The sequence below is a fragment of the Ligilactobacillus sp. 110_WCHN genome (assembly GCF_030518115.1).
GTDB classification, from domain to species: Bacteria; Bacillota; Bacilli; order Lactobacillales; family Lactobacillaceae; genus Ligilactobacillus; species Ligilactobacillus aviarius_C.
On sequence record NZ_JAULLI010000011.1, the window covers coordinates 1 to 22702 of the forward strand.

Sequence of the window (22702 nt, forward strand, 5' to 3'; positions counted from 1 at the left end):
GAATGATGTAAACATCATCCTTAACACGTTTTTAATTATAACTCTTTGTTAAAAAATTTAAAAAGAAAAACGCTTTGAATCTTGAAAATAAATTTGGACCATCGTCTATATATAGGAAGAAAAAATAAAATCAAAAATATTTCACTTTTGTAGAGTTCCACACTTGTAATATATTACATATGTGATATACTAATAAACGTAGGGATGTGATAGAGATGAAAATCGATATTAAAAGTTACCTCGATCACCAAGATTTGACGATCTACCGCGTAGCTAAAATATCGGGCTACGGTTACACAACTCTACACAAGTCATTCAATAAGGAGCAGTCGAAGGCAACGTCGATGAATCTTCGCGACTTGGATGCGTTGGCACAGGCGCAGCACAAGATGATGTGGGAGGTTCTCAAGGAGCTGGAAGAAGGCTACTTACTGAATGACGAAGAAAATGACGAATAGTAAGGTTTTGTAACCGCGGAAAGTCTTGGTTGAGTCACTTTAGGTTTGTGTATCAGTCGGACTTTTTTGTTGGAAAATCTCACTGACAGAATATGTTAAGAAAGAATTTTTGGAGGGATAGACTATGGCTAACATGGGACCATTTGATAATATGGATGATATTTTTAATGAATTAATGGGTGGCATGAACGGATTTAACTCAGAAAATAAACGTTATTTAATTAACGGCCGGGAAGTTACCCCTGAAGAATTTGCAGAATACCGGAAGACTGGCAAGTTACCAAAGGGCGTCAATGCTCAACAAGGTAAAATGGCTGGTAAAGGTAAAAAAGATGGCATTCTTGAAAAATTAGGCCGGAACTTAACGCAAGAAGCACGTGACGGTAAACTTGATCCGGTAATCGGCAGAAATAAGGAAATTCAAGAAACCGCTGAAATTTTATCACGGCGGACAAAGAATAACCCTGTTTTAGTCGGTGATGCGGGTGTTGGGAAGACTGCCGTTGTTGAAGGCTTAGCTCAAGCAATCGTTAATGGCGATGTTCCCGCAGCAATCAAGAACAAGGAAATTATCAGTATTGATATTTCAGGCCTTGAAGCCGGAACACAATTCCGGGGCAGTTTTGAAGAAAACATTCAAAACTTGATCAAGGAAGTTAAGGAACGTGGCAACGTGATCTTATTCTTTGACGAAATCCACCAAATCTTAGGTGCCGGTGGAATGGGTGACGGCAGCGGTTCAAAGGGAATGGCTGACATCTTGAAACCAGCATTGTCACGTGGTGAAATCACGGTCATTGGGGCAACGACTCAAGATGAATACCATAACACGATCATGAAGAATGCAGCATTGGCACGGCGATTCAACGAAGTAACGGTGAACGCGCCATCTGCTGAAGATACATTCAAGATTTTGCAAGGAATCCGGCCGTTATATGAAAAACACCACAACGTCGAATTACCAGATAAGGTTTTAAAGGCTGCCGTGGATTACTCAATTCAATACATTCCGCAACGCAGCTTGCCAGATAAGGCAATCGATTTGATCGATATGACCGCTGCACACTTGGCAGCTCAACATCCGGTAACTGACGTGAAGGAGATTGAAAAGGAAATTGCCGCTCAAAAAGAAAAGCAAGAAAAAGCTGCTGAAAAAGAAGATTACGAAGCAGCTTTGAATGCCAAGACCAAGATCAAAGAGTTGCAAAAACAAATCGATAATCACGCTGAAGAACAAAAGGTAACGGCAACGGTCAATGATGTGGCCGAAGCAGTTGAACGGTTGACCGGAATTCCGGTTTCAAAGATGGGGGCAAGCGACATTGAACGCTTAAAGGAAATCGGAACGCGGTTGAAAGGCAAGGTCATTGGCCAAGACGAAGCCGTCGATGCAGTTGCACGGGCAATTCGGCGGAACCGGGCCGGCTTTGACGAAGGCAACCGTCCAATCGGAAGTTTCTTGTTCGTTGGACCAACGGGGGTCGGAAAGACAGAATTGGCTAAACAATTAGCCTTGGATATGTTCGGTTCAAAAGATGCCATCATTCGGTTGGATATGTCAGAATATTCAGACCGGACAGCGGTATCGAAATTGATCGGAACATCTGCCGGATACGTTGGCTATGATGATAATAACAACACTTTAACCGAACGCGTACGGCGGAACCCATACTCAATCATCTTGCTTGATGAAATTGAAAAGGCTGATCCGCAAGTAATTACGTTATTACTTCAAGTGTTAGACGATGGTCGGTTGACAGACGGTCAAGGGAACACCGTTAACTTCAAGAATACCGTAATTATTGCAACTTCAAATGCTGGATTCGGAAACGAAGAACCAAACGGCGATGAAAAGAAGGACGAAGACATTATGAAACGGATCGCTCCATACTTCCGTCCAGAATTTTTGAACCGGTTCAACGCCGTTATCGAATTCTCACATTTGACAAAGGACGACTTGAAGAAGATCGTTAACTTAATGCTTGACGAAGTTAACCAAACATTAGCCAAGAAGAACATTGACTTAACGGTTTCAGACAAGGCAAAGGATTACCTGATCGAACAAGGTTACGATGAAGCGATGGGCGCACGTCCATTACGGCGCGTAATTGAACAACAGATTCGTGACAAGGTAACTGATTTCTACTTAGACAACCCCGATGTTAAACACTTGGCTGCTGACATGCAGGATGGTCAATTAGTAATCAGCGAACGGTCAGCTGAAAAAGCCGATGATTCAAAAGCAAGGGATTCAAAGGTAGAATCATCAAAGAACGATGATAAAGAAACTAAATAATTAAGAATGAGAATAGCAGTGTCATTTCTGGCACTGCTATTTTTTGTCCCGAATTCTCAAAATGAATCTGTTATAATGAAAAACAGATACATTTCAGAAAGGAAACCTTAAAATGGCGAAAATCAAGATTTCAGTGCCTGATGAATTGGTAAAGAAATATGACTTGCATAACGATGATGATTTTAAAATTACGGCGCGAAATGGCGAAATTCGGTTAAAAAAGAAAAATCATGACAGTAACAAGCGGCAATTTAATGTGATTTGGATCTTAATTGCTTCGATTTTAACAAGCATTGCTTTTTGGATCTTCATTAACGCGGTGCATTTGCACCAGGTTCCGTTGGTTGGAACGAATTCAATTGCCAGTGGGCTGATCGTTTTTGGTGGACTGTCAGGAATGATTTTATTTAGTGCGTATTTCATTTCCAACCGGAAGAAAATCACGGTCGCGTATTCGGCAAAGACCTTTTGGCGGACGTTCCCGGTCATTGTAATTTCATTTGTGTTGATTTTATCCTTGGCATTAATGGGAATTGCGTGGGGCTTAAGCCGGTTATTTACCGGGATCACCTTTGGCCACGTGGTCGCAATGATGCTGTTTTTTGTCTTTGTAACGGCAATCAATTACATCATGGTTCGGATCGGGTTGGCAGTTAATTATGGCATGCTGACAACGATCATGATTTTAGTAATTACTAGTGGCGCGGTCATGTCAATGGCGTCAAATGGCCGGAATTGGTGGCAGCACAACCTCAGTTTTTTAGGAACCAAACACGCTAATAACAGCTGGCAATTTAACTTAACGCTGGTCTTCTCATCATTATTGATGGTTGCACTGGTTGATTATATTTTTGTTTCGTTGCGGGCGGTTGTGAAAAATACATGGCGGACGATCACTTTACGGATCATTTTGACCGTTACTGCCCTTGATGTTGGTGCAGTCGGATTATTCCCCAACAACGCAAACTTCCACGTTTTACACGACAAAGTTGCGGGGTATCTAGTTTACTTGATTATTATTTTAATTGTTGGAATCCGCTGGTTATTGCCGGAAGTTGGTAAACGGTTCTTGGCGTTGTCATATGGAATGTGCGTTGGTCTGGTAATTATTGATTTAATGTTCAAACCGCTGCATATCATTTCGTTGACCGCCTTTGAATTAATTGCGTTTATCCTGGCATTTGGCTGGATCTTAATCCTTTTTGATACGATGATCGGGATCGTTGAAGACGAAGATGATAAGTATGACGTCAAAATTGAAATTGATGAGCAGGTGAAGAAGAATGCTGATTAATCAAATCGCCAGTGTTTTAAGGATCATTGCGTTTATTAACCTTTTTGGCTGGATGCTGTATTTAGGAGTCGTAATGAACGCCCAATCAAAGGCTGTCAAGGTGTGGCTGAAGTGCAAGCACTGCGGTCAAGAATTTTCAAAAACGAAAAAAGAGATTGAAAAGTTCCAATACCAGTTAGTTGATAACCAGCTAGCATATCAGTGCAAATGCCCGCATTGCCATCAAACAGAATGGCAAACGGTCGTTCAACATCACCCGGGAAATGATCAGGAAACGTTGATAAAGGCTAACCAAAAAATGTGGCAGCGAGCATTATGGATTGCAATCTTACCCGCCATTTTTGCGGTGCTGCTGCCAATTATTTTGATTGGCTATGCGCCGCTGTTAGTAATCGTGTTAATAGTTAAAAAGGTTCGAAAGTAACTTGGAAAGCAAGGAGTAAGTTAGTTGAAAAAGAAGAGTAGGCGATGGTTCACGATTTTGATCGTGGCCTTTTTAGGAATAATCGGATTGAATTTTGGACATATTCATGCCGACGACGATGATGATTATAAAATCGATCAGATGGACGTTGACGTTAAAGTTTTGTCAGATGGAGATTTATACGTTAAACGGACTATTACGTATGACTTTACTGATGCATATCATAATGGTGTTTACTATACTCAGGAATTGCCAGGAGAAGGTGCATCAGTTGTTGGTGTAGGGATAAAAGATGGTTATTATAATTCAAATTCGATCCCAATAAATAATTCAAAAGAAGATGGAACGTGTAAAGTAACAAAGAATTTTGGAGAGTTAAAATTTAAAGTTTACGCTCCAGAAGATTCAAAAGCAACATTTAACTATCGTTATATAATTCATGCAGGTGTTACGAATTATAAAGATGCAGCACGATTGAATTGGCAATTAATTGGGACGCAATGGCAGCAAGATTTACATAATGTAAATATAAAAATATCTTTTCCAGATAAGATATCAAATTTAAGAAAATATACTTGGTGTCATAGTTCAGAAAATTACAAATTGACATTCGACCCAGCTTTAAAATCAATAAAGATTCACATTCCTAAGGTATCTAAGGGTAACTTTGTAGAGGTAGATACCCTTTTTCCTACATCTATAACTAAGAATAATACGAATAAAGTTGATGAAAATATTGTAAAGAAAGTATTATCACAAGAAAGATGGATTGCTTTAAAAAGAAAATTAGGAATTAATACAGCGTCAATTGTTGTATCTGTTATTATGTGGATGGTTGTTATTATTCTTATAATCGTCGTCCAGTTAATGTATAAGGGAAAGAAATACTTCAGATATCCTAAAGACATTGAACATAATTTTGATATTCCGAAATTATCTGTTCCGATAGTTCAGTCAATTTCAAGAAAGGGGAGTTTGCCAAATGTTGAGGCATTTACAGGATATATTCTTTCTTTAGTTAGAGATAAGAAAATATCAATTTCCAAAACAGAAAATGAAGATTATAAGTTAAAGGTTGAAGATCAAAATTGGTTTAATAATCCGCGAGAAGAGGATTTATTTTTAAAGAATATAATTCTTATAGTTGGTAAAAATAACGAAGTTAATGTTTCAGAAATTCGAAAAACAGCTGGTGAAGATCAGATGTTGAACTGGGAATTTAGGAAATGGAAACATGTAATTATGAAACAAGTAAAGGATTTAGGTATTTTTGATAAAAATAAGGCGATAATCGAACAAATTTTCTTATGGCTAATGATTTTTTACTTAGCATGTGATTTTATAATCGGAATTTTTTGCTTCAATACTTTGCCTGAATGGGAATTGGTATTGACGCCAATCCCAGTTTTATTAGGATATTATTGTTATTTCCATTTCTTTAAGCATGAATTAACATCGACCGGGATTGAACAATATAAGAAAATTGTAGGTTTTAAGAAAATGCTTAAGGATATTAGTAATTTAAATACAGCAGATGTAGATTCAATGAGTATATGGGAAGATGTTTTACCATATGCTGTTTCATTTGGCTGTGCAAAGCAAGTTGCTAAAAAGTTAGGGACGAATTTTGAAAAAGGATATATGGAACAAGAATTATTGGCGTTAGATTTTTGTGATAATTTCAATGTTACTTTTTATGAATCTCTTGACCTAAGTGCAGCATCTACAATATCATCAACTTTAAATTCTTCCGGAAGTTCCGGCGGCTTCGGTGGTGGCTCTGGCGGCGGAGCGTTTTAACGAAAAAAGATTGGATTTCAAAACGAAACCCAATCTTTTTTTATCAATAAAACTATTTAATAACTTCCAACACTTTATCTAACGGTTGCCGGGTCTTCTTTGGCTGTTCCTGATCACGGTAGCCCAGGCCAAGCATCACGGAAACGCCGAATTCATTTGGATCAATGATTCCTTTATCAGCTAAATACTTATCGACCTTTGCCCGGTTGAAGCCTTCAATTGGACAACTGTCAATTCCAAGTTCAGCGGCGACCGTCATCATGTTGGTCAGTGGAATGTAAGTTTGTTTGCTTGCCCAGTCAAATAATGCCCGGTCGCTGTTTAAGTCAAAGTCGTTTTCCTGGAAACTTTTGAATTTTTCACTGCGGGGTGAGTGAACGTCGAAATCAACGCCCATTACATCTTCAACCATGTGTTTAACATGCGGGCTGGTGATCGTAACGTTCTTTCGAGCAAGGATGATTACGAAGTGGTTTGCCCCGTTCAGACTATTAACTGCGCCCCAGCAGATTTTTTTCAAGTCTTCCTTGATTTCAGGATTTTCAATTAAAAGAAACTTCCATGGTTCATAGCCAAAGGAACTTGGGGATAACCGGCCGGCCTCAATAATCGTTTGCCAATCAGCGTCACTGATTTTTTTATTCGGGTCGAATTTTTTGGTTGCATACCGCCGGTGAAAAACATCAAGAATGTGTTGACGTTCTTCTTGTATACTCATAATAATTACCTCACTTACTTTTTATTAGAGTTATTTTACCATATTGAATCAGCAATGAATGCAAAAAAACTGCGAATAAATTTTTAAAATTTGCTAACGGGATTTCCGAAAAATCCGCTTTCTTACTTACCATATCTAGTGATTGGGTAAATCATGATCCCCAAAATGTAGCTTTATTTTTCGGGGGAATCGGCGTATGATTAAGAGTGCTTGTTAACGGAATTATGAATCGCAAACAAGAAAATCAAGGGAGACAATGAACCCGGAAGAAAGGATGCATCTATCATTTTGATTACACTTTCAGGAATTATTGGGTCTGGTAAATCAAGTTTAACGGAAATTTTATCAGATGAATTAGGAACCAAGGCATTTTATGAACCGGTAAAGGACAATCCGGTATTACCGCTTTTTTATAAAGGAAACGAAATTGCCGCTAAGAAACGGGCAGCCGGCGATGAAGAAGCAACTAACCCATATGCATACTTGTTGCAAACGTTCTTCTTGAATCGGCGGTTTGCAATGATCAAGCAGGCAATGCAAGAAGACAACAACATTCTTGACCGTTCGATCTATGAGGACGAAATCTTCATGCGGATGAACACCGAAATGGGTAACGCAACGGAAGTTGAATATGATATTTATAAGAGCTTGCTTGCAAACATGATGGAAGAACTTCCATTTGCTTCGCACAAAAAATCACCGGACTTGATGATTACGATCAAGGTTTCATATGATACGATGCTCAAACGAATCGAAAAGCGCGGCCGGGAATATGAATTGGTTGAAAACGATCCGTCATTGGTTGACTACTATCACCGGTTGCTTAAGCAATACGATATTTGGCGTGATGAATATGATGCATCACCAATGTTAGTGATCGACGGTGACAAGTATGACTTTGTTACGAACATGGAAGACCGGGTAGAAGTCTTAGAAATGATCGAAGACAAGTTAGTTGAACTTGGTAATTTAACAGCGGAAAAGGCTGCTAAATTAAAGGAAAAGCACAAGATTTTGTTGGATGAAGAATAGAAGGTGTGACAAAACACCAAAAACGAACGTGGTGGAAGTAGAAAAATGAACGAATCGCGCCAGCATAGATTCGGAGGTTTGCGGCTTAGCTGCGCGTCACCCTAGCTCCGCGTCGCAGCTCGTTTGTTTTGGAACCCGATTATGATAAAGAGGTTGAGCATTTACTCAACCTCTTTTACTATATTTAAATAAATGAAAACCTTTACTTGAAAACTCAATATGATAAAGTTATCATAAAAATAGATAAGTGGATGGGAGTGTTGGTCATGGCATTAGGCTACAAAAATATTTTAGTTGGAATCGACGGCTCAAAGGGATCAGAGGTTGCATTGATGGATGCGTTAAACATTGCTAAGCGGAATGATGCTCACCTTGATGTTTTATGGGTGCTTGATATGAATTCGCTGGAATACGGCAATGCAGGAATTACCCTTGATGGCGAACGCATCTATAAAGAGGAACAAGAATGTGAACAATACATCAATGATTTGAAAGAGCACCTGATTGAAGAAGGGTTGCCAAAGGATAAAGTTTCCGTTCACTTGCGGTTCGGAAATCCGAAAACCGTTATTGTTGAAGATTTCCAACCGGAATATAAAAACGATTTGATCATCGTTGGTGAAACCGGAAAGAACTTCTTTAAGCGGATCATCGTTGGCTCCGTTGCATCATACGTAATGCGGACCGCGAAGTGCGATATCATGATCGCCCGGACGCCAGAATCGACGGCTAAAGAAATCCAAGAAGATATGGAAGACATTGAAGACGAATAACATTAAAGAATAATAAACATTTAAGCGAGACTGGATCATAAGCTCCAGCCTCGCTTTTTTATCAATAAAAATTAAAATTGTCAATGAATTTTGTCATCTTTTCTTAGAGTGCTATAATTTTAACTGTATATTTTAATTTGAAGGGAATTTTAATTCGTGGAATCATCATCGAAAACGAAAAAAATTGGTTTGGCGACCCTGGTAATGATGATCATTTCATCAATCTACGGGTTCGCAAACACGCCCCGGGCATTTATGCAAATGGGGTATGCAAGTATTATTTGGTATATTTTAGCGGCGTTGGTATTCTTCTTACCAGTTAGCTTGATGTTAGCCGAATACGGATCATCTTTTAAAGAAGCAAAAGGTGGAATTTATTCATGGCTTGAAGGGTCAATCGGTGAAAAATGGGCCTTTGTTGGGACTTTCATTTGGTTGGCAGCCTGGATTGTTTGGCTTGTTCAAACGGCTTCAAGTTTCTGTATCCCATTGTCATCAGTGATCTTTGGGAAAGATACAACTTCATCATGGCACTTATTCGGCTTATCTTCAGTTGAAACTTTAGGGGTAATCGGAATTGTTGGGGTCTTGATCGTAACGTTCTTCTCATCACGCGGAATGGATGCGATCGCCAAGGTCTCAACGGTCGGCGGCGCCTTTAACCTTGCTGTTAACGGTCTGTTTTTGATCATTAGTATTTTAATTTTGGTCTTCAACCACGGCCACTTAGCACAACCGGTTAGCGGAATGAGTTCATTCATTCACTCACCAAACGCCCAATTTACAACGCCAATCGCGATGATTTCATTCATCGTTTATGCGATTTTTGCATACGGCGGAATGGAAACCATGGGCGGAATCATGGATAGTTTGGATGAACCGGAAAAGACATTCCCACGCGGAATCTTGTTTGCAACGGCAATCATTGCAGTTGGTTACGCCTTAACGATCTTCATGTGGGGCTTTAGTACAAACTGGCGGCACGTCTTTGGTGGTGGCCAAGTAACCCTTGGAAATGTTACATATGTTTTGATGGGGAACTTAGGGGTTGCATTCGGAAATGCGATCGGCGTTTCACATCACACCGCATTGTTATTCGGAAGCTTAATGACTCGGTTTACTGGTTTCAGTATTTTACTTGCCGTTATCGGAAGTTTCTTCATTATGACTTACTCACCGATCAAGTCATTCATTATGGGTTCAGACCCAGATTTATGGCCTGAAAAGGTTACGAAGTTGAACAAAGCAGGAATGCCGGCATTTGCAATGTGGATTCAAGCAATCGTTGTTTGCGTCTTTATCTTCTTCATTTCATTTGGGGGTTCAGCTGCAAGCAAGTTCTTTACGATTTTGACAAACATGTCAAACGTCTCAACAACGTTCCCATACTTGTTCTTAGTTGGGGCTTTTCCATTCTTTAAGAAGTTGAAGGACATTGACCGTCCATTTGAATTCTTTAAGAATAAGTTCTGGACAAATCTGATCGTTGCATTGTGCTTGATCGTTCTTTCAGGTGGAATCTTGTTTACGATTATTCAGCCAATCCTTGTTCATCAGTACAGTACAGCGTTCTGGACAGCAATCGGGCCGATCTTCTTCGGGGCCGTTGCGTTGATCTTCTATGAAGTTTCAAGCCGGAAAAGGGAAAAGAAAAATTAGAAAATAAATGAAAGAAAAACGGTTATGGCTTTCAAACCATAACCGTTTTTTTCTATTGTTCTTCTTTTTGCTTTTTCCGTGCTTTGATTTTGCGAATAATGTACTGAACAGCAATCGTTAACAACGAGCAGAACGTACTTAACACGATAAAATCAAAGATCAGTAAAATGATCAGTTCCAGCGACATTTGCGGATGGTGAATGAATTTTTGAACCGTAAATGCGAGGCAAGCAATCAATAACAGGGTATCAGCAATGAAAACCAGGATTAAATTACGTTTAAGATGTTTCATTATTGCACCTGCTTTTTATTCGCTGCCGACGATGCTACGGACTTGGGTTCCAAGATTTTCCCAGAATTGATATGCATCATCTTTAAAGTCATCTTCAAAGGTTTCAAATCCCTTCCGGGGAACGAGTTCACCGACCCGTTCACTTTGAACGCCGCGCACCCACATTTTTTTGTCTTGAACATCCCACAAAACAGTCCAGTAGGATTCTTCAAGAGCTTCGTTAAAAAGATCTTGCGTTCCTAAAAGAACCGTATCGCGTAAAACGCCTTCTTCAGTTGCATCTGGATATCCGTGAGCTTTAAGCCAAGATAACTTGGCAATTGCTTCAGGATAATCGTCAGGAATCATTGTAAACATAAATATCCCTCCTCTAGAATATCTGTTTTCATTTTACAAAAAAATCTTAAAGAGTGAAAGATTATATGGTAAGCTAAAATTAATTAGAAAACGATTTCAAAAATCGCAGGGAGGCTTTCTGATGAAAATTAAAATGATTGCGACGGATATTGACGGAACACTGGTGACAGATGATAAGCGGATCATGCCGCGGACCGTTGCTGCTCTTAAAGAAGCCCGGAAGCGTGGAATTTATGTTGTATTATGCAGCGGCCGGCCGGTTTCAGGAATTCAAGATTACCTGGAAGAATTAGGATTAACCGGAAATGATGATTATGCGATCACGTTCAACGGAGCCCAAGCAATGAATGTTGGAAAGCACGAAGTTGTATTTGAAAATGGGTTAACTGATTTAGAATGCATTGATTTCATTAAAATGGCGGATGATTGCGGAATCAAAAGTCAAGTCGTGACGCTGAACTCTGAAATTTACGTTACGAATCAAGACATCAGCAAGTATTCAGTTGAAGATGCCTTTTATACTCACATGCCATTGAGATACCGGCGGCTTGAAGATTTACCGACGGGAATGGATGCCGCGAAATTTATGTGGGTCGACCAGGCGGAAAAGATTGCGGCGCAACTTGATCAGATTCCGGAAGAGCTTTATCAAAAGTATGCAATCGTCAGAAGTGCACCGTGGTTCTTGGAATTTAACAACGTGAACGCGACAAAGGGACACGCGGTGTTGGAACTGGCAGCCCATCTTGGAATCAAACCAGATGAAATCATGGTTGCGGGGGACGAAAACAACGACCTTTCAATGCTTGAACAGATTCCGTTCAGCGTTGCAATGGGAAATGGAAACCCGCATGTTAAGGAAGTTTCTTCAGTGATTACGGAAGATAACAACCATGATGGCTTGGGATTAGCGGTTGAAAAGTATGTGTTGAGTTAGAAGGTGTGATATAAGTCGCAACCTTTTTGCTATCTTCGCATAATCGGGTTCCAAAACAAACGAGCTGAGTGGAAGTTCGAAAACCTCCGAATCTATGCTGCGCGATTCGTTCGCTTTTCTGCTTCCACCACGCTCGTTTTGAACGTTTTGTCACACCTTCTCTTTTTTTGCTCACTTTTGCTCATCTTTTGAATAAAAATGATTGAATTTGATCGAATGTGATTGAATTTGACCATTAATAATGCTAAACTATTGACGTGGAGGGAATGAAAATGCTTGCAGAAGAACGGCAACAAATGATTTTGGAGATGCTGAAAACCAATCAATTTGTTAAGGTTCAGGAAATTTGCGACCAAACCCATGGGTCAGAATCATCAGTCCGGCGTGACTTACAAACGCTTGAAGAAAAGGGATTGTTAGAACGGGTCCACGGCGGCGCAAAGATCAATTATACCTTGCAAAATGAACCTGATATGTTTGGCAAGGCGTCCCAACATCCGCATGCGAAGGAACTGATTGGTAAACAAGCAGCGCAGCATGTTAAACCTGAAGACGTGATTTTCCTTGATGCCGGGACAACGACCCTTGCAATGGTCGATTATTTACCGCAGAATCAAGGAATCACGGTGGTAACGAACGGAATCTTGCATGCTTCAGCCTTAGCGGAACGGCACATTAAAACGATCATGGTGGGCGGCCTTTTGAAAGAGACGACCAAAGCGATTGTGGGGGTCGATGCACTGAATCAGTTAAGCAAATTACGGTTCAATAAAGCATTCCTTGGAATTAACGGCATTGATCAGGATGGTTATACAACACCGGATCCAGATGAAGCCGCAATCAAGGAATACGCATTGACCAAATCGCAGGCAACGTTTGTCCTTGCTGATTCATCGAAGTTTAACAAGGTATCCTTTGTGAACGTTGCCCCATTAAATGCCGCAACGATCATTGTTGAAAAGCTTCCCGCAAAGCTGCTTCATTCTTTTAAGAGTCAAACGAGAGTTGAGGAGGTTCAAGAATGATTTACACAGTTACGGTCAATCCGTCAATTGATTACATCGTTCAGTTACAAAATTTAACGCTTGGCGAAGTCAACCGGATGGATTATGACAACATGCTTCCTGGCGGTAAGGGAATCAATGTTTCGCGGATTCTTCAAGAACTAGGTCACGAAAGTGTTGCCTGGGGCTTCTTAGGCGGCTTTACGGGGAACTTTGTTGAAGACGCGTTAAAGAAGGTGGGCTTAAAGTCTGACTTCACTTCAATTAAGGGCAATACCCGGATCAACGTTAAGATCAAGGCCCAAGAAGAAACCGAAATTAACGGTAAGGGGCCGCAATTATCAGCTGACGAACTTGACCAGTTCAAGGCAAAGTTTGATAATTTAACGGCGGATGACACGGTTGTTTTTGCCGGAAGTTTGCTTCCAGGATTGGGTGATGATTTTTACTTTGATTTGATCAAGATCATCCGGTCAAAGGGCGCTCAATTTGTAATTGATACAACGGGTGACAGCTTGTTGAAGACCTTACCGGAACACCCATTAGTTGTTAAACCGAATAACCATGAATTAGCTGAAATGTTTCACGTGAAATTCAACGGCATGGATGACATTGTTAAATATGCTAAGAAGTTGCTTGAAATGGGTGCCCAACACGTATTGATCTCAATGGCGGGCGATGGCGGCTTAATGGTTACGAAGGACAAGGTTTACCGCTCATTGGCACCCAAGGGAACGGTCATTAATTCTGTTGGAGCCGGCGATTCAATGCTTGCTGGTTTCACCGGGACGTTTGCTGAAACCAAGGATCCGGTTGAAGCATTTCGGTATGGCCTTGCAAGCGGATCAGCCACTGCATTCTCTGAAGATTTAGCAACCCGTGCCAAAATTGATGAAATTTTGCCACAAATCAAAATTACAGAATACTAATTAAAGGAGGGAAAACATCATGGATATTCGCAAGTTATTGATGAAGGACATCATGATCATGAACCTGAAAGCCACAACGAAGGCCGGGGTCATTGATGAAATGGTTCATCACTACTACGAAAAGGGAATCATCAATGATGAAGAACTTTACAAAAAAGATATTTTAAAGCGTGAAGAAGAAGGCTCAACCGGAATGGGCGATGGAATTGCCATTCCGCACGCTCACGATAAAGCAGTTAATAAACCAGCCGTAATGTTTGCGCGCAGTGTTGAAGGGGTCGACTATGACTCAATGGATGGTCAACCTGCCCACCTCTTCTTCATGATTGCTGCTCCTGAAGGCGGCGACAACACTCACTTGCAAGCTTTAGCTGCATTATCCCAAGTTTTGATGAATCCGGACGTTGTTGCAGCCTTGAAGAAAGCTGATACGCCGGACAAAGTTCAAGACATCTTTGCTAAGGCCGTTGCCGAAAAGGAAGCTGAAAACAAAGCGGAAGAAGAGGCTGAAAAACAAGCTCCGGCTTCAAGCGATAAGCCATACATCGTTGGGGTAACAGCATGTCCAAACGGAATTGCCCACACTTACATGGCTGAAGAAAACTTGAAGAAAACGGCCAAGAAGATGGGCGTTGACATCAAGATTGAAACAAATGGTTCAGAAGGGGTTAAGCATGAATTAACCGCTGATGAAATCAAGCGTGCCAAGGGGGTTATCATTGCAGCCGACAAGAAGGTTAAGATGGCCCGGTTTGATGGCAAGCACTTAGTTAACAAGCCAGTTACTGCCGGAATTAAAGAACCGGAAGCATTGATTCAAGAAATCTTGGATGAAAAAGCTCCGGTCTTCCATGCAACTGGTGATGAAGGTGAAACTGCCGAAGAATCATCAAATGGCGGCGTATGGGCTAACATTTACAAGCAGTTAATGAACGGGATTTCACACATGTTACCGTTCGTTATCGGCGGTGGGATCTTAATGGCCCTTTCATTTGTTGTTGAAAACTACATGGGCGGAAGCCACAGTTTGGCATTCAAGTTCTTGAACAATGCCGGAAACATGGCCTTTGCCTTCATGGTTCCGGTTCTTGCCGGATACATTGCTGAAGCAATCGGCGATCAACCAGCCTTGATGCCAGGGTTTGTCGGTGGTTTCATGGCAATGGTCTACAAGGGCTCATTTGGTGGCGTTTACCAGGCTAACTTCCATGCCAACGCCGGCGCATGTGCTGGATTCTTAGGCGGAATCGCAGCCGGCTTCATTGCTGGATACATCATGGTTGGCTTGAAGAAGTTATTTGCCAAATTACCAAAATCAGTTGAAGGAATGAAACCAATGCTGATTTACCCAATTCTTGGGTTACTGTTGATTGCTTTGATCATGTTCTTCATCATCAACCCAATCTTCTCAGGCATTAACTTGGTAATTACGCACTTCTTGAACAGCATGGGGACCGGGAACCTTGTTCTATTGACGATGATCCTTGCAGGAATGATGTCGATCGATATGGGTGGCCCATTCAACAAGGCTGCTTATGTGTTTGCTTCAGGTGCGTTTGCTAACGACCCGCACTCAACAACTGCTGCCATTTTAATGGCTGCCGTTATGGTTGGGGGAATGGTTCCGCCATTTGCAACTGCAATCGGAACGGTCTTGTTCAAGAACAAGTTCACTAAGCAAGAACGTCAAGCTGGGGTAACCAACTGGGTTCTTGGATTCTCATTCATTACTGAAGGGGCAATTCCATTCGCAACGGCTGATCCATTGCATGTTATCCCATCATGTATTGTCGGTTCAGCAGTCGGCGGCGCAATTGTCGGCTGGATGAAGATCGGTGTTCCGGCTCCGCACGGTGGTTTATGGGTAACTCCATTAGCAACTAACTGGTGGGCATACATCTTAGCAACCGTAATCGGTTCAATTGTTGCCGGAATCATTATGGGCTTGATCAAGAAGAAAGTTTCAGAAGATCCGTATGAATAAAAAGAAAGGGTGACAAAACGCTCAAGGCGAGCTTCGTATCGCAAGTAACTCGTTTGTTTTGGAACCCGATGATATGAAAAGCGAATAAAAAGAGGATGTGACTTGATGGCCACATCCTCTTTTTGTGTTTAATTAAATGAATACATTAATTCCAACCAAACAAACTCTTGATCCAGTCAATGAACCGTTCAAACCAGTTCTTGGCTTCTTGGGCAGCAGCTTGACCTTGCTTACTGTTCATCCAATTTTTAGCTTTATTCATCAAGTTCCCGGTTGAATTTTTAACGTTTTGAATCGTGTTATCAACGTTCTTGGTGTACGATTTGTCAGCTGAAATTGGTGAATTTTGGAAATTGATCAACGCATTGGTGATCTGGTCCTTTTGGTTATTCGTTGTTTCATTTGCGATTCCATGTTCAGCTAAAGCCTTATTTAACATGGCTTGAATATCCTGCTTAGTTGCAAGATCTTGACCGTTATTTTGTTGTTTTTGTTGTGAAATTTGTTTTGAAACTTCACCAACGGCAGCCATTAACTGGCCAGGGTACTTAGTATTATTCTTGTTGGCATCGATCGCTGATTGGGTCGCGTTCAGCATTTGATTGGCACTGGCAGTGTTTTGGGTATTCAATTGAATTCCGTTAGCGGCAAGGGCTTCGTAAACCCCAGTCAAAGCTGATTCCCCAGAAACGGGCCGGTTGGCAGTTACGACGATTGTTACGTCAGTTACCCCGGCCATTTGAGCAACCATGGCATATTGTTGGGCCGTTACTTCAGTGATGTTGTTATCACCTTGATAATTTTTGATATTGACTTTGACCCCTGAACCAGGATCACTTGGCGCAATCGCAACGGAACTGATCATTGCGGCGTTCGTCGTGTCAGATGTTCCGTTAGCAATGTATTTGTTGTAGTCGGCAGCCGTTGCGGTCAATTGTTTAAATGACGAGTCAACGCCAAAAATCTTATTTAATTGTGAGCGGACTTCACTTGAAGTTCCGGCCCCATAAACAACGTATGCTGAGCTTAAAGTTTTATCATTATTTGATTGACTGTTAGTGTTCGTGTTTGAGTCGGTTTGTTCGGTTTGCGCAGCTTGAATTTGGTTAAGAACCGTTGGCGCAGTCCCCATTAAGGTAATTGCCGCACTGGCAGTTACAATTGTTTTCCAGATTGTTTTCTTTTTCATTGCGCTTCTCCTTTCAAATATAGTTTGATTTTATCACTTTTTGACATTGAACGGACGAATTTTGAAGGCCATTTCAAGAATAAAAATTGGGAAAGAGCCGAAGAATGATTAACACAATATATAGAATTTTTAGTTGATTAAACCACAACATGTATGTATAATGGGGAACGTTGTTTAAAAACGGAAAGGAAGTTGATTCGATGTTTAGTCGTTATAAAGATGTGCTAACGCACTTACCAGAGTATTCAAAAAATATTTTTCGGAAAGGTTATTTTAAATGGTTGATCGATCAGTGCCGTGGTTGGGGCTGGTTCAGTTACGGTCTTTTGATCTTTAACTTTATTTTACAAGTATGGTCAATGGTTCAGTCATTTAGTGCCCACCCAGTAACTTCAATCATTGCGTTTATTGGCGGGAACCTTTCAGTTGCATGTGTTATCGGAATTTCAAACCGTTCAGGAATTCAAGGCTGGGCGGGATTAACAAGTGCGATCTGCATTGCAACGACCGCCTTCATTGCACATAACTATGCTAATGCGTGGGAACAGATCGGTTACATTTTATTCCTTGATATTTTTTGTATCTTAGATCCGAAATGGAATGATGATATTAAAGCTGAAAAATTTGATAGTTGGTTTGACTGGATCAAGTATGGCATCTTCTTCTTGATTGCGTGGGCGGTTTTGCATTATATTTTCAGTTTAACCAATGATCCGCGGGTCTTCCTTGATAGTATGAGTTTAGCAATGTCGGTTACTGGATCCCTGCTTGAACTTAACCGGAAGCGGGAACAATATTTTGTTTGGACGTTATCATCGGTGATCACGATTGCATTGTGGATCCAAACGATGCTTCAAGGCGCCGGCAATTTTGCGTTGATCTTCAGTTATTCAATTTTCTTCTTGAATGACATGTATGCTTTCTTTAGTCGCAAAGGCTGGTTCCGGACAGAAAAGGCGCATGAAAATTAATCATAAAAATTTATTAAATTCAATGACAAACGAATTAATGAATTGTATACTAAGAACAATCAAATAACTCATAACCAAGAAGAAGCTCCGACTATTCGGGGCTTTTTCTTGTAGTTTAAGGCTTTTGGCCGGGAGATTCTGATGGAATTCCAGAATGTGGTAAAATACTTAATGGAAGTTTATTGCTAATTTTTGATTATGAATTAAAACGAGGGAAATTATGGAAAAGCGAAAGTCAAAAAAACTTTGGCGAATCCCGGGATTTATGCAAGACAGACGGATGCGGCTGATTGCACTCTTTATTCTCGGACTAGCAATTGTAAGTGATGGACTGGCATTTTTTATAAGTCCAATCGTTGGGATAATTGTTTTAGTTTTAGCAATTGCTGCGATGGCAGTTGCATATACAATGTTGCAACACTTACAGGAAGAAACAAGTGAATATATTTCAGATCTGTCTTATCGTTTAAAACGTGGTGGCCAAGACAGTTTGATCCGGATGCCGATCGGAACGATTTTCTTTAATGATAAGTATGAGATCGAATGGATCAATCCGTACATGCAACGGTATTTCGGCAAAGAAGATGTTTTGGGCAAGAAGATCAGTGACCTGGATGAAGCTCTTGCTACGATTTTACAGGATCACTATGATGATAAGGAACGCCACCGGATTCACTGGCATGACCATGATTTTGATTTATTGATTCAAAAAGACATTGGCGTGGCTTATATGATGGATATTACCCATTACGCTGAGATTCAGCGCCGGTATGACGATTCACACGTTATGATCGGGCAGATTTTCCTGGATAACTACGACGAAATTTCAAAGGCGATGAGCGATAAGGATATTTCAAACCTGAGCAACTTTGTTACCAGTGCGCTTTCAGACTGGGCCAAAAAGTTTGGAATGTTTTTGAAACGCGTTGATGAAGATCATTACGTTATGATCGGTTATACGGGAACATTGCGAAAACTTGAGCATCAAAAATTCTCGATTCTTGATAAGATTCGGGAACGGACTTTTAAGAGTAATTCGCCGATTACGTTGAGTATCGGGATTGCATATGGTGAAGACGACTTAAACGAATTGACCGAATTATCGCAATCCAACTTGGACCTTGCCCTTGGACGGGGTGGTGACCAGGTTGTTGTCCGGGAATCGGATGGCGAAGCCCGGTTCTATGGCGGAAAGACGAACCCGATGGCTAAACGGACGCGGGTTCGGGCGCGGGTGATTTCCCAAGCCTTGAGCGAATTGTTGAAGCAGTCTGATCAAGTCTTTGTAATGGGCCACAAACGGCCGGATATGGATGCGATTGGGGCTTGTCTCGGAATTCGCCGGATCGCAGCGATGAATGGCAAGAAATGCTGGATCATTTTGAATCAAGATAACATTCATTCAGATGTTCAGCGGCTGGTCGATGAACTTGGAAAGTATCCTGAAATTAAGGAAAGTATTATCTCACCGGCTGAGGCGTTGGAAAAGATCACGCCAAGCAGCTTGCTTGTTTTGGCGGATCATTCAAAGCCGTCGATTTCAATCAGTCAAGAACTGTATGATCGGCTTTCAAACCGGGTCGTAATCATTGACCATCACCGGCGGGGGGAAGAATTCCCTGAAAATCCGATCTTGGTATACATTGAACCGTATGCCAGTTCAACGTGCGAGTTGATCGCTGAAATGTTTGAATATCAGTCACGGGATAGTGAACCAATCAATTCGTTGGAAGCAACGGCGATGCTGACGGGAATCATTGTTGATACACAATCGTTCTCTCAAGGAACCGGGACCCGAACCTTTGATGCCGCAAGTTATTTGCGGTCAATGGGGGCTGACCTGACAATGGCCCGGCACTTCATGAAGGAAAGCGAATCAAGCTACATGCAACGGAACCATTTGATCGATCGGACTGAATTTATTGATAATGTTGCGTTATGTGTTGGTGAAGATGACAAGATCTACGATTCAGTAATTGCTGCCCAAGCTGCCGATTCGCTTTTACAAGTCAGCGGGATTCAAGCAACGTTTGCGATTACCCGGCGCGATGAACACACCGTTGGAATTTCAGCCCGCAGTGACGGGACGATCAATGTCCAGGTCATCATGGAAGAACTGGGCGGCGGCGGGCACCTTGCGAACGCTGCGACCCAGATCAAAGACATTAGTGTGCTTGACGCGCGTGAAAAGGTGCTTGAAATTTTAAATAAAGACGAAGAACCTCAACCTGAAACGGAAGACTAGGAGGAATCACAATGAAGGTAATTTTTACACAAGATGTTCGCGGTAAAGGAAAACGCGGTGAAGTTAAAAACATGGCAGACGGTTACGCCAACTTCTTAATTAAGAGCGGAAAGGCTAAACAGGCTGATGCAGCTGCAATGAGTCAACTACGCGCACAACAAAAAGCCGAAGCTAAAAAGGAAGCTGAAATTTTAGCCGAAGCAAAGGCATTGAAAGAAAAGCTTGAATCAGGAAAATACGTTGTTGAATTGAAGGCCAAAGCCGGTGAAGACGGCCGCTTATTCGGTTCAGTAACTTCAAAGCAAATCTCTCAAGCATTGCAAAAGCAATATGATATTAAAATTGATAAGCGCAAAATGGAACTTGCTCAACCAATTCGTTCAATGGGTTACGTTAATGTTCCAGTTAAGCTTCATAATGAAGTTTCAGCTAAGATTCGGGTTCACATTGCCGAACAGTAAAAAGGCTTTGAAATTGGATTATGAGGAGGTTGTGACGTGGGTCACGCCTTCTTTTTTATTTGAATGAAATGGATTGGCGCGAAATCAAATTTGCGTTATGATTTTGATAACGACTTAAAAAGAAAGGAAACAGTTCGGTGGATAATAATTCAGAAATCGAAAATGTGATGCCGCACGATGCTCAGGCAGAACAAGCGGTTTTAGGGTCAATTTTTCTTGATGAAAATGCGTTGGCTGAAGCAATTGAGTTTGTGACTCCCGATGACTTCTATAACCGTGCAAACCAAGTGATTTTTAAAGCAATGATCGCCGTGGATGATGCCGGCGATAAGATCGATCCGTTGACGGTCTCAAACGAATTGAAACGGTCAAATCAATTTGAGGATGCCGGCGGAGCAGTTTACCTTGATGAATTATTAAGCAACATTCCATCAAGCAGTCACGTGCGGGAATACGCGAAAATCGTTCAAGGCAAAGCGGCTTTACGGCGGTTGATCAATACGGCTAATAACATTAAAAATGAAGCCCAAAACGGCGATGAAGAAGTCGACGATATTTTAGCAAGTGCTGAACGGCAGATCATGGATGTTTCTGAAAATCGGAATAGTGCCGGCTTTAAACCAATCAGTCAAGTTTTAGACCAAGCGTTAGTCAAGGTTCAGGATCTTGCCCAAAGCGATGATGAAATTACGGGCCTTTCAACGGGGTACCATGACTTTGATAAGATGATCTCCGGCTTGCAACCGGATAATTTGATTATTCTTGCTGCCCGTCCAGCCGTCGGGAAAACGGCGTTTGCGTTAAATATTGCGCAAAATGTCGGGAAGGCATCAAATACCAACGTTGCGATCTTCTCCCTTGAAATGAGTGCCGAATCGTTGGTTAACCGGATGATTTGTGCGGAAGGCGGAATCAATGCCAACCATTTACGGGATGGAAATCTTGAAGGCAATGAATGGAATGATTTGACGGTCGCAATTGGAACGTTAGCGAACACCAACATTTTCATTGACGATACTCCCGGAATCAAAATGTCAGAGATTCGGGCAAAATGTCGGCGATTAGCCAAGGAACAAGGCGGAATCGGCTTTATTGTTGTCGACTACCTGCAGCTGATCGAAGGTTCGAATAAAGAAAGCCGGCAACAGGAAGTTTCTGAAATTTCCCGGCAGTTGAAAAAGCTGGCAAAGGAATTAAATGTGCCGATTTTAGCGTTGTCACAACTTTCCCGGGGGGTTGAACAACGGCAGGATAAACGGCCAGTATTGTCAGATATTCGGGAATCAGGTTCAATTGAACAGGATGCGGATATCGTTGCGTTCTTGTACCGGGATGACTATTATGAACGGGCGGATGCCGGCGACGACGATGAAGCTGATTCACCGGCAGAAGATAATGATCCAGATGCAGGTGAAGTTGAATTGATCATTGAAAAGAACCGGGCTGGAGCGCGGGGAACGGTTAAGTTGCTGTTCATTAAGTCGCACAACAAATTTGCGAACCTTTCCGCCCGGCAGGAAATGGCATAGTTAATTAATATCTTAATTATAATCAAACTTAAAGCTTATCATTGATTATTGAATGATAGGCTTTTTATGTTTTCGCGCTGATTTTCAAATGAATAATTTTGAGATAAATTGAATGCTGAATGTTGATAGACCGGCATTTTACCAAATATTAATAAAAACTAAGAAATTTATTTTGGCAAAAATTTTTTTACCAGGGGCAAACGGGCAGAATTACGCTGATAATCCTGTCAAGTAAAATTTTTTAAATAATTTTAGGGCTTTTTTTTTAGAAAAAACCGCGCTAAAATAAATCAAGTAGTGATCAAAACAAACAAATGTTCGTAGTGTGGGGGCTTTGAAAGTGACGATTT

General features: G+C 41.3%; 20 protein-coding genes. 16 read left to right on the forward strand and 4 right to left on the reverse strand.

Annotated elements, in window-relative coordinates:
- The first annotated feature begins 215 nt into the window (after positions 1 to 215).
- The 5 genes from Q3C15_RS05050 (at position 216) to Q3C15_RS05070 (ending at position 6272) form a co-directional block, all read left to right on the forward strand.
- Positions 216 to 458, forward strand: a complete 243-nt coding sequence (locus Q3C15_RS05050; protein WP_057827599.1) for a hypothetical protein — start codon at positions 216 to 218, stop codon at positions 456 to 458.
- A gap of 124 nt (positions 459 to 582) precedes the next feature.
- Positions 583 to 2754: an AAA family ATPase gene (locus tag Q3C15_RS05055; protein WP_302704526.1), complete on the forward strand. Its 2172-nt coding sequence runs from the start codon at positions 583 to 585 to the stop codon at positions 2752 to 2754.
- A gap of 112 nt (positions 2755 to 2866) precedes the next feature.
- Positions 2867 to 4048, forward strand: coding sequence for a DUF998 domain-containing protein (locus tag Q3C15_RS05060; protein ID WP_302704528.1), 1182 nt, complete (start codon positions 2867 to 2869; stop codon positions 4046 to 4048).
- Positions 4038 to 4472, forward strand: a complete 435-nt coding sequence (locus tag Q3C15_RS05065; protein WP_302704530.1) for a hypothetical protein — start codon at positions 4038 to 4040, stop codon at positions 4470 to 4472. Before Q3C15_RS05060 ends, Q3C15_RS05065 begins: the two co-directional genes overlap by 11 nt.
- Positions 4473 to 4496: 24 nt before the next feature.
- Positions 4497 to 6272 carry a DUF2207 domain-containing protein gene (locus tag Q3C15_RS05070; protein WP_302704532.1) on the forward strand — a complete coding sequence of 592 codons (1776 nt, stop codon included), beginning with the start codon at positions 4497 to 4499 and terminating at the stop codon, positions 6270 to 6272.
- Between the two features lie 52 nt (positions 6273 to 6324).
- Here the strand turns inward: Q3C15_RS05070 and Q3C15_RS05075 are convergent, their stop codons facing one another.
- The gene (locus Q3C15_RS05075) at positions 6325 to 6990 is read right to left on the reverse strand and encodes an NAD(P)H-dependent oxidoreductase (RefSeq protein WP_302704533.1); all 666 of its coding nucleotides are present in this window, start codon (positions 6988 to 6990) and stop codon (positions 6325 to 6327) included.
- Between the two features lie 288 nt (positions 6991 to 7278).
- On the opposite strand from Q3C15_RS05075, the gene Q3C15_RS05080 reads away from it, so the two are divergent.
- The 3 genes from Q3C15_RS05080 to yjeM all read left to right on the forward strand — a co-directional run bounded on the left by Q3C15_RS05080 (position 7279) and on the right by yjeM (position 10454).
- Complete coding sequence (locus Q3C15_RS05080) at positions 7279 to 8022, forward strand: deoxynucleoside kinase (protein WP_302704535.1); 744 nt, start codon at positions 7279 to 7281, stop codon at positions 8020 to 8022.
- 266 nt (positions 8023 to 8288) lie between these two features.
- On the forward strand, positions 8289 to 8795 hold the full coding sequence (locus Q3C15_RS05085; protein WP_302704536.1) for a universal stress protein: 507 nt from the start codon (positions 8289 to 8291) through the stop codon (positions 8793 to 8795).
- A 156-nt stretch (positions 8796 to 8951) separates the two neighbouring features.
- On the forward strand, positions 8952 to 10454 hold the full coding sequence (gene yjeM / locus Q3C15_RS05090; protein ID WP_278852374.1) for a glutamate/gamma-aminobutyrate family transporter YjeM: 1503 nt from the start codon (positions 8952 to 8954) through the stop codon (positions 10452 to 10454).
- Between the two features lie 52 nt (positions 10455 to 10506).
- On the opposite strand, the gene Q3C15_RS05095 is transcribed toward yjeM, so the two are convergent.
- Together Q3C15_RS05095 and Q3C15_RS05100 are read right to left on the reverse strand one after the other, a co-directional pair.
- A complete protein-coding gene (locus Q3C15_RS05095; protein WP_057827592.1) occupies positions 10507 to 10746 on the reverse strand; it encodes a hypothetical protein in 240 nt (79 codons plus the stop codon).
- A 15-nt stretch (positions 10747 to 10761) separates the two neighbouring features.
- On the reverse strand, positions 10762 to 11103 hold the full coding sequence (locus Q3C15_RS05100; protein ID WP_064213185.1) for a hypothetical protein: 342 nt from the start codon (positions 11101 to 11103) through the stop codon (positions 10762 to 10764).
- A gap of 121 nt (positions 11104 to 11224) precedes the next feature.
- Here Q3C15_RS05100 and Q3C15_RS05105 point away from each other — a divergent pair, with 121 nt between their 5' ends.
- The 4 genes from Q3C15_RS05105 to Q3C15_RS05120 all read left to right on the forward strand — a co-directional run bounded on the left by Q3C15_RS05105 (position 11225) and on the right by Q3C15_RS05120 (position 15957).
- Positions 11225 to 12040 carry a Cof-type HAD-IIB family hydrolase gene (locus Q3C15_RS05105; RefSeq protein WP_235803895.1) on the forward strand — a complete coding sequence of 272 codons (816 nt, stop codon included), beginning with the start codon at positions 11225 to 11227 and terminating at the stop codon, positions 12038 to 12040.
- A gap of 272 nt (positions 12041 to 12312) precedes the next feature.
- A complete protein-coding gene (locus Q3C15_RS05110) occupies positions 12313 to 13065 on the forward strand; it encodes a DeoR/GlpR family DNA-binding transcription regulator (protein WP_204779192.1) in 753 nt (250 codons plus the stop codon).
- Positions 13062 to 13973, forward strand: a complete 912-nt coding sequence (pfkB, locus tag Q3C15_RS05115; protein ID WP_057827589.1) for a 1-phosphofructokinase — start codon at positions 13062 to 13064, stop codon at positions 13971 to 13973. Before Q3C15_RS05110 ends, pfkB begins: the two co-directional genes overlap by 4 nt.
- 19 nt (positions 13974 to 13992) lie before the next feature.
- The gene (locus Q3C15_RS05120) at positions 13993 to 15957 is read left to right on the forward strand and encodes a fructose-specific PTS transporter subunit EIIC (protein WP_057827588.1); all 1965 of its coding nucleotides are present in this window, start codon (positions 13993 to 13995) and stop codon (positions 15955 to 15957) included.
- A 145-nt stretch (positions 15958 to 16102) separates the two neighbouring features.
- On the opposite strand, the gene Q3C15_RS05125 is transcribed toward Q3C15_RS05120, so the two are convergent.
- The gene (locus tag Q3C15_RS05125; protein ID WP_283613842.1) at positions 16103 to 17146 is read right to left on the reverse strand and encodes a DUF1002 domain-containing protein; all 1044 of its coding nucleotides are present in this window, start codon (positions 17144 to 17146) and stop codon (positions 16103 to 16105) included.
- A gap of 200 nt (positions 17147 to 17346) precedes the next feature.
- Between Q3C15_RS05125 and pnuC the strand changes: the two genes are divergently transcribed.
- The 4 genes from pnuC (at position 17347) to dnaB (ending at position 22352) form a co-directional block, all read left to right on the forward strand.
- Positions 17347 to 18117: a nicotinamide riboside transporter PnuC gene (gene pnuC, locus Q3C15_RS05130; protein ID WP_204779189.1), complete on the forward strand. Its 771-nt coding sequence runs from the start codon at positions 17347 to 17349 to the stop codon at positions 18115 to 18117.
- 220 nt (positions 18118 to 18337) lie between these two features.
- On the forward strand, positions 18338 to 20362 hold the full coding sequence (locus Q3C15_RS05135) for a DHH family phosphoesterase (RefSeq protein WP_057827585.1): 2025 nt from the start codon (positions 18338 to 18340) through the stop codon (positions 20360 to 20362).
- Positions 20363 to 20373: 11 nt separating this feature from the next.
- Complete coding sequence (gene rplI, locus Q3C15_RS05140) at positions 20374 to 20823, forward strand: 50S ribosomal protein L9 (RefSeq protein ID WP_057827584.1); 450 nt, start codon at positions 20374 to 20376, stop codon at positions 20821 to 20823.
- Between the two features lie 137 nt (positions 20824 to 20960).
- Positions 20961 to 22352, forward strand: coding sequence for a replicative DNA helicase (gene dnaB / locus Q3C15_RS05145; RefSeq protein WP_302704550.1), 1392 nt, complete (start codon positions 20961 to 20963; stop codon positions 22350 to 22352).
- Positions 22353 to 22702 lie beyond the last annotated feature (350 nt).